This window comes from Pseudomonas guariconensis, assembly GCF_015680235.1.
GTDB lineage: Bacteria > Pseudomonadota > Gammaproteobacteria > Pseudomonadales > Pseudomonadaceae > Aquipseudomonas > Aquipseudomonas guariconensis_A.
On sequence record NZ_JADLJL010000022.1, the window covers coordinates 1 to 13235 of the forward strand.

Annotated in this window: 12 protein-coding genes; 7 read left to right on the forward strand and 5 right to left on the reverse strand. The window is 65.9% G+C overall.

Annotation, left to right across the window (positions count from 1 at the left end):
- Window positions 1-85: 85 nt before the first annotated feature.
- A complete protein-coding gene (locus IRZ56_RS15520; protein ID WP_196145735.1) occupies window positions 86-1480 on the reverse strand; it encodes a class II fumarate hydratase in 1395 nt (464 codons plus the stop codon).
- Between the two features lie 154 nt (window positions 1481-1634).
- Between IRZ56_RS15520 and IRZ56_RS15525 the strand changes: the two genes are divergently transcribed.
- The 7 genes from IRZ56_RS15525 (at window position 1635) to IRZ56_RS15555 (ending at window position 9517) form a co-directional block, all read left to right on the forward strand.
- On the forward strand, window positions 1635-2162 hold the full coding sequence (locus IRZ56_RS15525; protein WP_196145736.1) for a DUF2059 domain-containing protein: 528 nt from the start codon (window positions 1635-1637) through the stop codon (window positions 2160-2162).
- A 10-nt stretch (window positions 2163-2172) separates the two neighbouring features.
- Complete coding sequence (locus IRZ56_RS15530) at window positions 2173-2469, forward strand: BolA family protein (RefSeq protein WP_196145737.1); 297 nt, start codon at window positions 2173-2175, stop codon at window positions 2467-2469.
- A 217-nt stretch (window positions 2470-2686) separates the two neighbouring features.
- Window positions 2687-3619: a rhodanese-related sulfurtransferase gene (locus IRZ56_RS15535; RefSeq protein WP_196145738.1), complete on the forward strand. Its 933-nt coding sequence runs from the start codon at window positions 2687-2689 to the stop codon at window positions 3617-3619.
- A 4-nt stretch (window positions 3620-3623) separates the two neighbouring features.
- Complete coding sequence (locus IRZ56_RS15540; protein WP_196145739.1) at window positions 3624-4256, forward strand: DsbA family protein; 633 nt, start codon at window positions 3624-3626, stop codon at window positions 4254-4256.
- The gene (locus IRZ56_RS15545) at window positions 4249-6081 is read left to right on the forward strand and encodes an ABC transporter ATP-binding protein (protein WP_196145740.1); all 1833 of its coding nucleotides are present in this window, start codon (window positions 4249-4251) and stop codon (window positions 6079-6081) included. Before IRZ56_RS15540 ends, IRZ56_RS15545 begins: the two co-directional genes overlap by 8 nt.
- A 149-nt stretch (window positions 6082-6230) precedes the next feature.
- Window positions 6231-8687 (forward strand): EAL domain-containing protein, encoded by a 2457-nt coding sequence (locus IRZ56_RS15550; protein ID WP_196145741.1) that lies wholly within the window; start codon window positions 6231-6233, stop codon window positions 8685-8687.
- A 44-nt stretch (window positions 8688-8731) separates the two neighbouring features.
- Window positions 8732-9517 carry a TenA family transcriptional regulator gene (locus IRZ56_RS15555; RefSeq protein ID WP_196145742.1) on the forward strand — a complete coding sequence of 262 codons (786 nt, stop codon included), beginning with the start codon at window positions 8732-8734 and terminating at the stop codon, window positions 9515-9517.
- A 99-nt stretch (window positions 9518-9616) separates the two neighbouring features.
- On the opposite strand, the gene IRZ56_RS15560 is transcribed toward IRZ56_RS15555, so the two are convergent.
- The 4 genes from IRZ56_RS15560 to IRZ56_RS15575 all read right to left on the reverse strand — a co-directional run bounded on the left by IRZ56_RS15560 (window position 9617) and on the right by IRZ56_RS15575 (window position 13177).
- Complete coding sequence (locus IRZ56_RS15560; protein ID WP_196145743.1) at window positions 9617-10357, reverse strand: YciK family oxidoreductase; 741 nt, start codon at window positions 10355-10357, stop codon at window positions 9617-9619.
- Between the two features lie 63 nt (window positions 10358-10420).
- A complete protein-coding gene (gene mupP / locus IRZ56_RS15565; protein ID WP_196145744.1) occupies window positions 10421-11092 on the reverse strand; it encodes an N-acetylmuramic acid 6-phosphate phosphatase MupP in 672 nt (223 codons plus the stop codon).
- Between the two features lie 2 nt (window positions 11093-11094).
- Entirely contained in the window at window positions 11095-11793 is a 699-nt protein-coding gene (ubiG, locus tag IRZ56_RS15570) for a bifunctional 2-polyprenyl-6-hydroxyphenol methylase/3-demethylubiquinol 3-O-methyltransferase UbiG (protein ID WP_196145745.1), read from the reverse strand.
- Window positions 11794-11854: 61 nt separating this feature from the next.
- On the reverse strand, window positions 11855-13177 hold the full coding sequence (locus IRZ56_RS15575; RefSeq protein WP_196145746.1) for a TRZ/ATZ family hydrolase: 1323 nt from the start codon (window positions 13175-13177) through the stop codon (window positions 11855-11857).
- Window positions 13178-13235 lie beyond the last annotated feature (58 nt).

Here is a 13235-nt window from a genome sequence, read left to right on the forward strand (position 1 = left end):
AGCCGGCTCCCACTGGATCCGGGTTGGCACGCTCGGGGTGGGAGCCGGCTTGCCGGCGATAGGGCCGGTACCGTCAATACATCATCTAACCTTTGGCGCCTGGGGCCAGCATGTTCTCCGGCCTCACCCACTGGTCGAACTGCTCGTTGGTCAGGTACTTCAGTTCCAGCGCCGCCTCACGCAGTGTCTTGCCTTCGCCATAGGCCTTCTTGGCGATCTCCGCGGCCTTGTCGTAACCAATGTGCGGGTTCAGCGCCGTCACCAGCATCAGCCCACGCTCCAGGTGCGCGGCCATCTGCTCGGCGTCCGGCTCGATACCCGCCACGCAATGCTGCTGGAAGTTGCGGCAACCGTCGGCCAGCAGCTCGATCGACTGCAGCAGGTTATGAATGATCACCGGCTTGAACACGTTCAGCTGCAAATGCCCCTGGCTCGCGGCAAAGCCGATGGCGGCATCGTTGCCCAGCACCTGGCAGGCCAACATCGACAGCGCCTCGCACTGGGTCGGGTTGACCTTGCCCGGCATGATCGAGCTGCCCGGCTCGTTGGCCGGCAGGCGCACCTCGGCCAAGCCTGCCCGCGGGCCGGAGCCGAGCAGGCGCAGGTCGTTGGCGATCTTCATCAGCGCCACGGCGAGGGTCTTGAGGGCGCCGGCCAGGGTGGTCAAGGGCTCATGGCCGGCGAGGGCGGCGAACTTGTTCGGCGCGGTGACGAAGGGCAGGCCCGACAGCGCCGCCAGCTCTGCAGCGATGGCCTCGGCGAACCCGTGCGGGGCATTCAGGCCCGTGCCTACCGCGGTGCCGCCCTGGGCCAGCTCGCACACCGCCGGCAGGCTGGCGCGGATCGCCCGTTGGGCGTAGTCGAGCTGGGCGACGAATGCCGACAGCTCCTGGCCGAAGGTGATGGGCGTAGCGTCCATCATGTGGGTGCGGCCGGTCTTGACCAGGTGCTGGTGACGCGCCGAGAGCTCTGCCAGCCCCGCCGACAGCTCGGCGATCGCCGGCAGCAGCTTATGATGCACCGCCTGGGCGGCGGCGATGTGCATGGCGGTAGGGAAGCAGTCGTTGGAGCTCTGGGAGCGGTTGACATGGTCGTTCGGGTGCACCGGCGCCTTGCCGCCACGGCCCTTGCCGGCCAGCTCGTTGGCGCGGCCGGCGATCACCTCGTTGACGTTCATGTTGCTCTGGGTGCCGCTGCCGGTTTGCCAGACGACGAGCGGGAACTGGTCGTCATGTTCACCTGCGAGCACTTCGTCGGCAGCCTGCTCGATGAGCCGGGCGATGTCCGCCGGCAGGTCGCCGTTGCGGTCGTTGACGCGCGCGGCGGCCTTCTTGACCAGGGCCAGGGCGTGCAGCACGGCCAGGGGCATGCGCTCCTTGCCGATGGCGAAGTTGATCAGCGAACGCTGGGTCTGCGCGCCCCAGTAGGCGTCCTCTGGAACTTCGACCGGGCCCAGGCTGTCTGTCTCGATACGGCTCATACTGCGTTCACTCCTTTGTCAGTCCGAAACCGCAGTTTAGGCCCTGAATCGACAGAGCGGTTCCGTCGCTCGTCGCGCCACTTGAGCACTGTGCCCGCTGCGGCGCAGAATGCTCTTCTCTGAGGTAACCCCTCCCTCTCTTGAAGGAAATGCAATGACCCGTCTCCGTGCCCTTTGCGCCGCCGCCGCCGTTACCCTGGCCTTCGCCAGCGGCCAGGTCCTGGCCGCCACCGCCAGCCACAACGCCGCCGCGGAAAAATTCCTGACCCTGGCCAACGCCGACAAGCTGGGCACCCCGGTCTACATGCAGGTCCAGCAAATGTTCGCCCAGCGCTTCGCCCAGACCAAGGCACCTGCCTCCAAGCAAGCCGTGCTGGAGAGCTACCAGGCCAAGGCCAACGCCGCCCTGGACAACGCCATCGGCTGGAACAAGATCAAGCCGGACATGGTCAAGCTGTACACCGACACCTTCACCGAGGCCGAGCTCAAGGACCTGGTCAAGTTCTACGAATCGCCCCTGGGCCGCAAGGTCATGCGTGAGATGCCCAAGGTCACCCAGCAGTCGGCCCAGATGACCCAGGCCAAGCTCGAGCCGGCGGTACCGGTGGTCAACAAGCTGCTCGACGACATGACCAAGGAACTGGACCCGAACGCCGGCAAGGCCGCACCCGCGAAGAAGTGAGTAACGCCCGATGAGCATGCAGCAACGCATCGAACAGCAGCTGGCGCCGCTGGCCACGCAGCACCTTGAAGTGCACAACGAAAGCCACATGCACAGCCGTGGCCAGGAGACCCACTACAAGGCGGTGCTGGTCAGCGAGCAGTTCGCCGGGTTGAACAGCGTCAAGCGCCACCAGAAGGTCTACGCCACCATGGGTGAGCTGATGGGGCAGATCCATGCCCTGGCCATCCACACCTACACGCCTGAGGAATGGGCGGCGGTGGGTGTCGCGCCGGCCTCGCCGGTGTGCGCGGGCGGCGGGCACTGAATCCTTTCGGTCGTTCTGATACAATCCGCGTCATTCCCTGGGGGCCGCTGCGCGGCCCATCGCCGGCAAGCCGGCTCCCACAGGTCCAGTGCAGCGCTTGATGGCTGCGCCGAACCTGCGGGGGCCGGCTTGCCGGCGATGGGCTGTGCAGTAGCCCCCATGCTTTTGTAGAACCCGGTCCGCCCCTTACGAGGGCGACCACCTGGAGAATCGATTCATGACCCAAGCTATCGTCGTGGCGGCGCTGTACAAGTTCGTCACCCTGGAAGACTACGTCGAGCTGCGCGAGCCGCTGCTCAAGACCATGGTCGACAACGGCGTCAAAGGCACCTTGCTGCTGGCCCTCGAAGGCATCAACGGCACCGTCTCGGGCACCCGTGAAGGCATCGACGGCCTGCTCGCCTGGCTGCGCAGCGACTCGCGCCTGGTGGACATCGACCACAAGGAATCCTACTGCGACGAGCAGCCGTTCTACCGCACCAAGGTCAAGCTCAAGAAAGAGATCGTCACCCTGGGCGTGCCGGGCGTGGACCCGAACCACAAGGTCGGCACCTACGTCGAGCCCAAGGACTGGAACGCCCTGATCAGCGACCCCGAGGTGCTGCTGATCGACACCCGCAACGACTATGAAGTGGCCATCGGCACCTTCAAGGGCGCCATCGACCCCAAGACCGAGACCTTCCGCCAGTTCCCCGAGTACATCAAGGCCAACTTCGACCCCAGCAGGCACAAGAAGGTTGCGATGTTCTGCACCGGCGGTATCCGCTGTGAAAAAGCCTCCAGCTACATGCTCGGTGAAGGCTTCGAGGAGGTCTATCATCTTAAGGGCGGCATCCTGAAATACTTCGAGGAAGTGCCTCAGGAAGAAAGCCTCTGGGACGGCGACTGCTTCGTCTTCGACAACCGCGTCACGGTGCGCCATGACCTGACCGAGGGCGAGTACGACCAGTGCCATGCCTGCCGCCACCCGATCAGCGTGGAGGACCGTGCGTCCGAGCACTATTCGCCAGGCATCAGTTGCCCGCATTGCTGGGACAGCCTGAGCGAGAAGACCCGGCGCAGCGCCATCGACCGGCAGAAGCAGATCGAGCTGGCCAAGGCGCGCAACCTGCCTCACCCGATCGGTTACAACTACAAAGCCGAGGCTTGACTGCATGTCCGCACGCCTGCTGTATGTGATGGACCCGATGTGCTCCTGGTGCTGGGGCTTCGCCCCGGTGGCCGAGGCGCTGATCGCCCAGGCCCGTGAGGCCGGCGTGCCGACGCGCCTGGTGCCCGGCGGGCTGCGTTCGGGCAGCAGTGCCCTGGACGCCTCGACCCGTCGCTACATCCTCGAGCACTGGCAGGCGGTCGCCGAGGCCACCGGCCAGTCCTTCCGCTTCGAAGGCGCCATGCCCGATGGCTTCGTCTACGACACCGAGCCAGCCTGCCGCGCCCTGGTGGCCGCCCGCGAGCTCGACGCCGAGCGGGCCTTGCCGCTGCTGGGGGCGATCCAGCGGGCGTTCTACGAGCAGGGTGTGGACGTCACCCGCGCCCCGCAATTGGTGGAGCTGGCCGAGCAGGCCGGTTTCGACCGTGCGCGGTTCGCCGAGGCGTTCTCCAGCGCCGACATTCGCGCCGCCACCGCAGCCGACTTCAGCTGGGTGCAAGACCTCGGCATCGCCGGCTTCCCGACCCTGCTGGCCGAACGCAATGGCCAGCTGGCCCTGCTGACCAACGGCTACCAGCCGCTCGAGCGCCTGCAGCCTCTGCTCGGCCGCTGGCTGCAGCAGGCCGCTTGTGCTTGACCTGCCAGGGTCGTCCGACCCTGTGCCGGGGAAGGCCCCCGCTGTGGCCGATCGATTGAGCTGGGCCGAAATCCGTCGCCTGGCCCTGCACCACAAGAAAGCCCTGTGGACCGCTAACCTGGTGGCGGTGCTCGCCGCCTTGTGCAGCGTGCCGATCCCTTTGCTGCTGCCGTTGCTGGTGGACGAAGTGCTGCTGGGCCATGGCGACGCCGCGCTCAAGTGGATGAACCACTTCTTGCCCGGCAGCTGGCAGGTGGCGGCCGGCTACATCGGCCTGATGCTCTTCGCGACCCTCTGCCTGCGCCTCGCCGCGCTGGCCTTCAACGTGGTCCAGGCCAAGCTGTTCGCGGGCCTGGCCAAGGACATCGTGTACCGTTTGCGCATCCGCCTGATCGAGCGACTCAAGCGCATCTCCCTCAAGGAATACGAAAGCCTGGGCAGCGGAACCGTGACCACGCACCTGGTCACCGACCTGGACACGCTGGACAAGTTCGTCGGCGAGACCCTGAGCCGCTTCCTGGTGGCCGTGCTCACCCTCACCGGCACGGCGGCCATCCTCATCTGGATGCACTGGCAGTTGGCCATGCTGATCTTGCTGTTCAACCCGCTGGTGATCTACTTCACCGTGCAACTGGGCAAGCGGGTCAAGCATCTGAAGAAGCTGGAGAACGACAGCACCGCGCGTTTCACCCAGGCGCTGGCCGAAACCCTGGATGCCATCCAGGAAGTGCGCGCCGGCAACCGCCAGGGGTACTTCCTCGGCCGCCTCGGCCTGCGGGCCCGCGAGGTGCGCGACTATGCCGTGGCCTCGCAGTGGAAGAGCGACGCCAGCGGCCGTGCCAGCGGGCTGCTGTTCCAGTTCGGCATCGATATCTTCCGTGCTGCGGCCATGCTCACGGTGCTGTTCTCCGACCTGTCCATCGGCCAGATGCTGGCGGTGTTCAGCTACCTGTGGTTCATGATCGGGCCGGTGGAACAGCTGCTCAACCTGCAGTACGCCTACTATGCTGCCGGCGGCGCCCTGAGCCGGCTCAATGAATTGCTGGCGCGGGCCGACGAGCCCCAGTACCCGGCGGCCGTGGACCCCTTCGGTGGGCGTGATACGGTCGGCATCGAGGTGCGCGACCTGCGTTTCGCCTATGCCGAGGAGCCGGTGCTGGAGCACCTGAACCTGTCCATCGCCGCCGGCGAGAAGGTGGCGATCGTCGGTGCCAGTGGCGGAGGCAAGAGCACCCTGGTGCAACTGCTGCTGGGCCTGTACAGCGCCCAGGCCGGGACCATTCGTTTCGGCGGCGCGAGCCTTCAGGAGATCGGCTACGAGACCCTGCGCGAGAATGTCGCGGTGGTGCTGCAGCACCCTTCGCTGTTCAACGACAGCGTGCGCGCCAACCTGACTCTGGGCCGCGACTGCAGCGACGAGGCCTGCTGGCAGGCCCTGCGTATCGCCCAGTTGGACGCCACCATCGCCGCCTTGCCTCAGGGCCTGGACAGTGTGGTGGGGCGCTCCGGCGTGCGTCTGTCGGGCGGCCAGCGCCAGCGCCTGGCGATCGCCCGGATGATCCTGGCCGAGCCCAAGGTGGTGATCCTCGACGAAGCCACCTCGGCCCTGGACGCCGCCACCGAGTACAACCTGCATCAGGCCATGGCGCGCTTCCTGAGTGGGCGTACCACGCTGATCATCGCCCACCGGTTGTCTGCGGTTAAACAGGCCGACCGGGTGCTGGTGTTCGACGGTGGACATGTGGCCGAGGATGGCGACCACCAGCAGCTGATCGCCGAGGGTGGGCTGTATGCCAAGTTGTATGGGCATTTGCAGCAGACCTGAACACCTCCTGTGGGTGCGAGCTTGTCCCGCGATTGGCCGCGCAGCGGCCCCTACCAGGCTCTAAAATACCCGTCGAACCCCTGGCAAATGGCCTACGCTGTGCTTGTCTGGGTCGACATACGCCTTTCTGCCTCGGTGACAAGGATTACATGAAGGGAAATCGGACTTTCGAAACGCCGAAGTTGCTGGGCATCACCTGGCCCTTCGTCGCCGTTGTGATTTTCCAGGTGCTGCTGGGCAGCATGAGCCTTTATGCCATGTCTGCCGTGCGCGCCTATGTGGCGGGCGAAAGCCTGTGGTCCAAGGCCCAGAAAGACGCCATCTACTACCTCAGCCTGTACGCCGACACCCGCGACGAGCGCACCTATCAGCGCTACCTGCAGGCGACCGAGGTGCCCAAGGGCGACCGCGAGTTGCGCCTGGCGCTGGACCAGTCCAACCCGGACGAGGAGGCCGCGCGCAAAGGCATCCTGCAAGGCGGAAACCACCCCGACGACGTTGCCCGGATCATCTGGTTCTATCGCAACTTCCGCCACATCAGCTACATGGAAACGGCCATCGCGTACTGGGACATCGGCGATGACTACCTGCGCCAACTGGACGTGGTGGCCAACGAAATGCGCGCAGGTTTCACCCAGGGCCAAGTCACCCCGGCCGAAGTGAATGCCTGGCGGGCCCGCATCGTTGCCATCAATGAAGGCGTGACGCCGGCCGCCAGGGCTTTCAGCAATGCCCTCGGAGAAGGTTCACGCATGCTGCTGCGCGTGCTGCTGATCACCAACCTGGCCACGGCCCTGTTCTTGATCAGCATCGCCTGGCGCCGTTCGAGCAAACTGCTGGCCCAGCGCCAGGCATTCGCCCACGCTCTACAGGCCGAGCGCGAGCGCGCGCAGATCACCTTGCAGTCGATCGGCGACGCGGTGATCACCACCGATGTCGACGGCATCATCGTCTACATGAACCCCGCCGCCGAACTGCTCACCCACTGGCCGGCCGGCCAGGCCCAGGGGATGCCCCTGGCAGCGTTGTTCAGCCTGGTGGACGAACATGCCGAGCACGACAACCGCACCCTGGTCGAGCAGGTGCTCAGCGGCAGCCTCAAGGGCGGTTCCGAGCATGGCCGGCTGATCCAACGCCTGGATGGCAGCACGGTGTCGATCAACCTGGTGGGGTCGCCGATCTACAGCGACAACAAGGTCACTGGCCTGGTGCTGGCGCTGCACGACATGACCCAGGAGCGCCAGTACATCGCCAACCTGTCCTGGCAGGCGACCCACGATGCCTTGACCGGCCTTGCCAACCGCCGCGAGTTCGAATACCGCCTGGAACAGGCGCTCAATGGCCTGACCCGCCAGGCCGGGCGGCATTCATTGATGTTCCTGGACCTGGACCAGTTCAAGCTGGTCAACGACACCAGCGGCCATGCCGCCGGCGATGAGCTGTTGCGGCATATCTGCGCGGTGCTGCAGGCGGGCCTGCGCGAAGGCGACACCCTGGCGCGCCTGGGCGGCGACGAATTCGGCGTGTTGCTGGAAAACTGCCCGCCGGAGCAGGCCGAGCGCATCGCCGAGCAACTGCGCCAGGCTGTGCAGACCCTGCATTTCGTGTGGAAGGGCCGGCCCTTCGTCACCACCGTGAGCGTCGGCCTGGTGCACCTCGCCCAGCCGGCCGGCACCCTGGAGGCCTCCCTGCGTGCTGCCGACATGGCCTGCTACATGGCCAAGGAGAAGGGGCGCAACCGGGTGCAGGTGTACCACCCCGACGACAGCGAACTGTCCCTGCGCTTCGGCGAGATGGCCTGGATCCAGCGCCTGCACGTGGCCCTGGAGGAAAACCGCTTCTGCCTGTATGCCCAGGAGATCGCCCCGCTGACCGCCATCGAAGGGCCGGGGCACCTGGAGATCCTGCTGCGCCTGCATGACGAAAGCGGCCGTACCATCCTGCCCAGCAGCTTCATCCCCGCCGCCGAGCGCTACGGCATGATGACCGCCCTGGACCGCTGGGTGGTGCGCAACGTGTTCCAAATTATTCGCCAGGCGCTGGACGAAGGCCGTGATGGGCCTCTGGCGATGTGCGCCATCAACCTGTCGGGCTCGAGCATCGGCGACGACAAGTTCCTGGAGTACCTGCAGCGCTTGTTCGAGGAGTTCCGCATACCGCCGCGGCTGGTGTGTTTCGAAATAACCGAGACCAGCGCAATCGCCAACCTGGGCAGTGCCATTCGCTTCATCAACGAATTGAAGGGCCTGGGTTGCAAGTTCTCCCTGGACGACTTCTGTGCCGGGATGTCGTCGTTCGCGTACTTGAAACATCTGCCTGTAGACTTCTTGAAGATCGACGGAAGTTTCGTCAAAGACATGCTCGATGACCCCATCAACCGCGCCATGGTCGAGGTGATCAATCACATCGGCCATGTCATGGGCAAGCGGACCATCGCCGAGTTCGTCGAGACGCCGTTGATCGAACAGGCGTTGCAGGAGATCGGCGTGGATTATGCCCAGGGTTACCTCATCGAGCGGCCGCAGGTGTTCACCTGCGACAGCCTGCAGCGCCAACGAATAGCCGCAAGGCCCCTGTTGCACCGGGCGCCTGGGACCTTTCGTTAAAAAGGAGCCGTCCGGATGATCACGTGATTCAAGGAGCTTGAAAAGTGATTGATACATTCGTTCGGATCGGTCCTCTGATGGACCCTGCAAGCTACCCCGCCTGGGCCCAGCAACTGCTCGAAGACTGCCGCGAAAGCAAGCGGCGGGTGGTGGAACATGAGTTCTACCAGCGCCTGCGCGATGGCGAGCTCAAGCAGCAGACCATTCGCCAGTACCTGATCGGTGGCTGGCCGGTGGTCGAGCAGTTCTCCCTGTACATGGCCCACAACATCACCAAGACCCGCTATGCCCGCCACCCCGGCGAGGACATGGCGCGGCGCTGGCTGATGCGCAACATCCGCGTCGAACTCAACCATGCCGACTACTGGCTGCACTGGTGCCAGGCCCATGGCGTGAGCCTGGCCGACCTGCAGGCCCAGGAGGTGCCGCCGGAGCTCAATGGCCTCAACGACTGGTGCTGGCGGGTGTGCGCCACCGAGTCGCTGGCGCTGTCGATGGCCGCCACCAACTACGCCATCGAAGGCGCGACGGGTGAGTGGGCGGCTTTGGTGTGCTCGACCGACACCTATGCCCAAGGCTTCCCAGACGCGATTCGCAAGCGGGCGATGAAGTGGCTGAAATTGCATGCCCAGTACGATGATGCGCACCCCTGGGAGGCGCTGGAGATCATTTGCACGCTGGCCGGGGAGAACCCGACCTTGGGGCTGAGGAACGAGCTGCGCAGGACCATCTGCAAAAGCTATGACTGCATGTTCCTCTTCCTCGAGCGGTGCATGCAGCTGGAAAATCGCCAGCAAGGGCGGATGAGGCCCGCATTGGCGGCAGGCTGACGGCCCAATCGCCGGCAAGCCGGCTCCCACGGGTTCCTGAGTGGCACGATCGGGGTGGGAGCCGGCTTGCCGGCGATTGCATCAGCCCAGGCAGAGCCCTTATTGAGCGTTGAACGCCTGCCCATTCACCCCGGTGCTGTCCGGCCCCATCAGGTACAGGTACACCGGCATGATCTCTTCAGGCAGCGGGTTGTTCTGCGGGTTCTCGCTCGGGTAGGCCTGGGCGCGCATGGCCGTGCGGGTTGCGCCCGGGTTGATGCTGTTGGCGCGCACCGGCGCCACGCCTTCCAGTTCGTCGGCCAGGGTCTGCATCAGGCCCTCGGTGGCGAACTTCGAAACCCCATAGGCACCCCAGTACGCGCGGCCCTTGCGCCCGACGCTGCTGGAGGTGAACACCACCGAGGCGTCCTCGGACAGCTTGAGCAGCGGCAGCAGGGTGCTGGTGAGCATGAAGGTGGCGTTGACGTTGATGTGCATCACACGCATGAAATTGTCGCCCGAGAGCTGCTCCAGCGGTGTACGCGGGCCAATGATCGAGGCGTTGTTGAGCAGCCCGTCGAGGCGCCCGAACTGCTCCTCGATCATCACCGCCAGCTCGTCGTACTGGTGGGGCAGGGCGGTTTCCAGGTTGAACGGGATCACCACCGGTTGCGGGTGGCCGGCGGCCTCGATCTGGTCGTACACCTCGTTGAGGTTGGCCTCGGTCTTGCCCAGCAGCAGCACCGTGGCGCCCAGGGCGGCATAGGCCTTGGCGGCGGCGGCGCCGATGCCACGGCCGGCGCCGGTGACCAGGATGATCCGGCCTTTGAGCAGGTCTGGGCGGGCGGTGTAGTCGAACATTGTGTATTCCCTGTATCTATGAAGCGACGCGAGCCCTTTGGGGAGCGGTGTCGGTCGGTCAGGTCAGCAGCCGCACAGGGCGCTGTCGATCACCTTGCGCAGGTCCAGCGGGTGGTCCACCACCACATCGGCGCCCCAGTTGTTGGGGTTGTCCTGTGGATGAATATAGCCATAGCGCACCGCCGCCGTGCGGGTGCCGGCGTCGCGGCCGGACTCGATGTCGCGCAGGTCGTCGCCCACGAACAAAACGCTGGCCGGGTCCAGGTCCAGGGTCTTGCAGGCCAGGATCAGCGGTTCGGGGTCGGGCTTGCTGTTTTTCACGTGGTCCGGGCAGATCAGCAGGGCCGAGCGCTCGGCCAGGCCCAGGCGCTGCATGATCGGCTCGGCGAAGCGCACCGGCTTGTTGGTGACCACGCCCCACAGCAGGTTGCCTTTCTCGATGTCCTCGAGCAGTTCGGCCATGCCGTCGAACAGCTTGCTGTGCACCGCGCAGTCGCGCTGGTAGCGCTCCAGGAACTCCAGGCGCAGGGCTTCGAAGCCTTCGGCGTCCGGGTCCATGGCGAAGGTGGCCGCGACCATGGCGCGGGCGCCGCCGGAAATCACGTCGCGGATGCGCTGGTCGTCGATGGCCGGCAGGCCGCGGTCGGCCAGCATGGCCTGGCAGATGGCGATGAAGTCTGGCGCGGTGTCCAGCAGGGTGCCATCCATATCGAAGAGTACGGCTCGCAAACGCATGCTCATTCCTCGCGCAGGGTCTGGATCATGTAGTTGACGTCCACGTCGCTGCTGAGCTTGTAGTGCTTGGTCAGCGGGTTGTAGGTCAGGCCGATGATGTCCTTCACCTCAAGGCCTGCGACGCGGCTCCAGGCCCCCAGCTCGGACGGGCGGATGAACTTCTTGAAGTCATGGGTCCCGCGCGGCAGCATCTTGAGGATGTATTCGGCGCCGACGATGGCCAGCAGGTAGGCCTTGGGGTTGCGGTTGATGGTGGAGAAGAATACCTGGCCGCCGGGCTTGACCAGGCGATGGCAGGCGCGGATCACCGAGGACGGGTCCGGCACATGCTCGAGCATCTCGAGGCAGGTGACCACGTCGAACTGGCCGGCCATTTCCTCGGCCATGTCCTCGGCGGTGATGCGCCGGTACTCCACTTCCACGCCCGACTCCAGCTGGTGCAACTGCGCGACCGCCAACGGCGCCTCGCCCATGTCGATGCCGGTGACGCTGGCACCGCGCAGGGCCATGGCCTCGCTGAGGATGCCGCCACCGCAGCCCACGTCCAGCACCTTCTTGCCGGCCAGGCCTACGCGCTCGTCGATCCAGTTGACCCGCAGCGGGTTGATGTCGTGCAGCGGCTTGAACTCGCTCTCGCGGTCCCACCAGCGGTGGGCCAGGGCTTCGAACTTGGCGATTTCGGCGTGGTCGACGTTGCTCATGGAACAGTCCTCTGAATCTTCGATAAAAGTGCTACTGGCGCCAGCCTAGGCTGGCAGCCGGTCATTCGTTGCCTGCGATGCGCGCGCCCCAGGCGCGGGCGGTGGCCGTCAGGGCCGGTTCGTCCATCTGGGTCAGGCAGCGGTCGTCGAGCAGTGGCTGGCCGGCGACCCAGACGTGCCGCGCGCAGTCGCGGCCGGTGGCGTAGATCAGTTGCGAGACCGGGTCGTGCACCGGCTGCTGGGCCAACCCCGACAGGTCGAAGGCCACCAGGTCCGCAGCCTTGCCCGGCTCCAGCGAGCCGGTGACGGCCTCAAGGCCTAAAGCGCGGGCGCCATTGAGGGTGGCCATGCGCAGCGCCCGGTGGGCGTCCAGGGCCGTGGCGGAACCGGCCACCGCCTTGGCCAGCAGGGCCGCGGTTCGGGTTTCGCCGAGCAGGTCCAGGTCGTTGTTGCTGGCCGCGCCATCGGTGCCCACTGCCACATTGACGCCGGCCTGCCACAGGCGTTCCACCGGGCAGAAGCCGCTGGCCAGCTTGAGGTTCGATTCCGGGCAATGCACCACGCTGGTGTCGCTTTCTACCAGCAGGGCCAGGTCTTCGTCGCTGACCTGGGTCATGTGCACCGCCTGCAGGCGTGGGCCCAGCAACCCCAGGCGGGCCAGGCGCGCCAGCGGGCGCTCGCCGCTGTCGGCCACGGCCTGCTCGACTTCGCCGGCGGTCTCGTGGATGTGCATGTGCAGCGGTGCATCCAGCTGGTCGGCGATGACGCGGATCTTTTCCAGGTTCTCGTCGCTGACGGTATAAGGCGCGTGCGGCCCGAGGGCGACGCTGATGCGCGGGTGGTGGCGCAGGTCGTCGAACAGCTCGATGGCCAGGTGCAGGCCTTCGTCGGGAGTGCGGGCGCCGGGGATGGGAACGTCCAGCAACGGCACGGCGATTTGCGCGCGGATACCGCTGCGGTGCACTCGGTCGCAGACCTCCCGGGGGAAGAAATACATGTCGGCGAAGCAGGTGACGCCGCCCTTGAGCATCTCGGCGATGGCCAGGTCTGTGCCGTCGCGCACGAAGGCTTCGTCGACCCAGCGCCCTTCGGCTGGCCAGATGTGCTCCTTGAGCCAGGTCATCAGCGGCAGGTCGTCGGCCAAGCCGCGCAGCAAAGTCATGGCCGCATGGCCGTGGGCGTTGATCAGCCCCGGACACAGCAGGCAATCGGGCAGCTCGCGCACCTCCCGCGCTGCGGGCGCCCGGTCGCGTGGGCCAAGCCAGGCGATCAGGCCGTCGCGGATGCCCAGCGCGTGTTCCTTGAGCACCACCCCGGCCGGCTCCACGGGGACCAGCCAGCTCGGCACGAGCAGCAGGTCGAGGGGGGAGGGGGCTGTGGGCATGCGTGGGGCACCTGGTTCTGTTAAATAGAACGCGCAGTATACCCGAGCGCCCGTGACA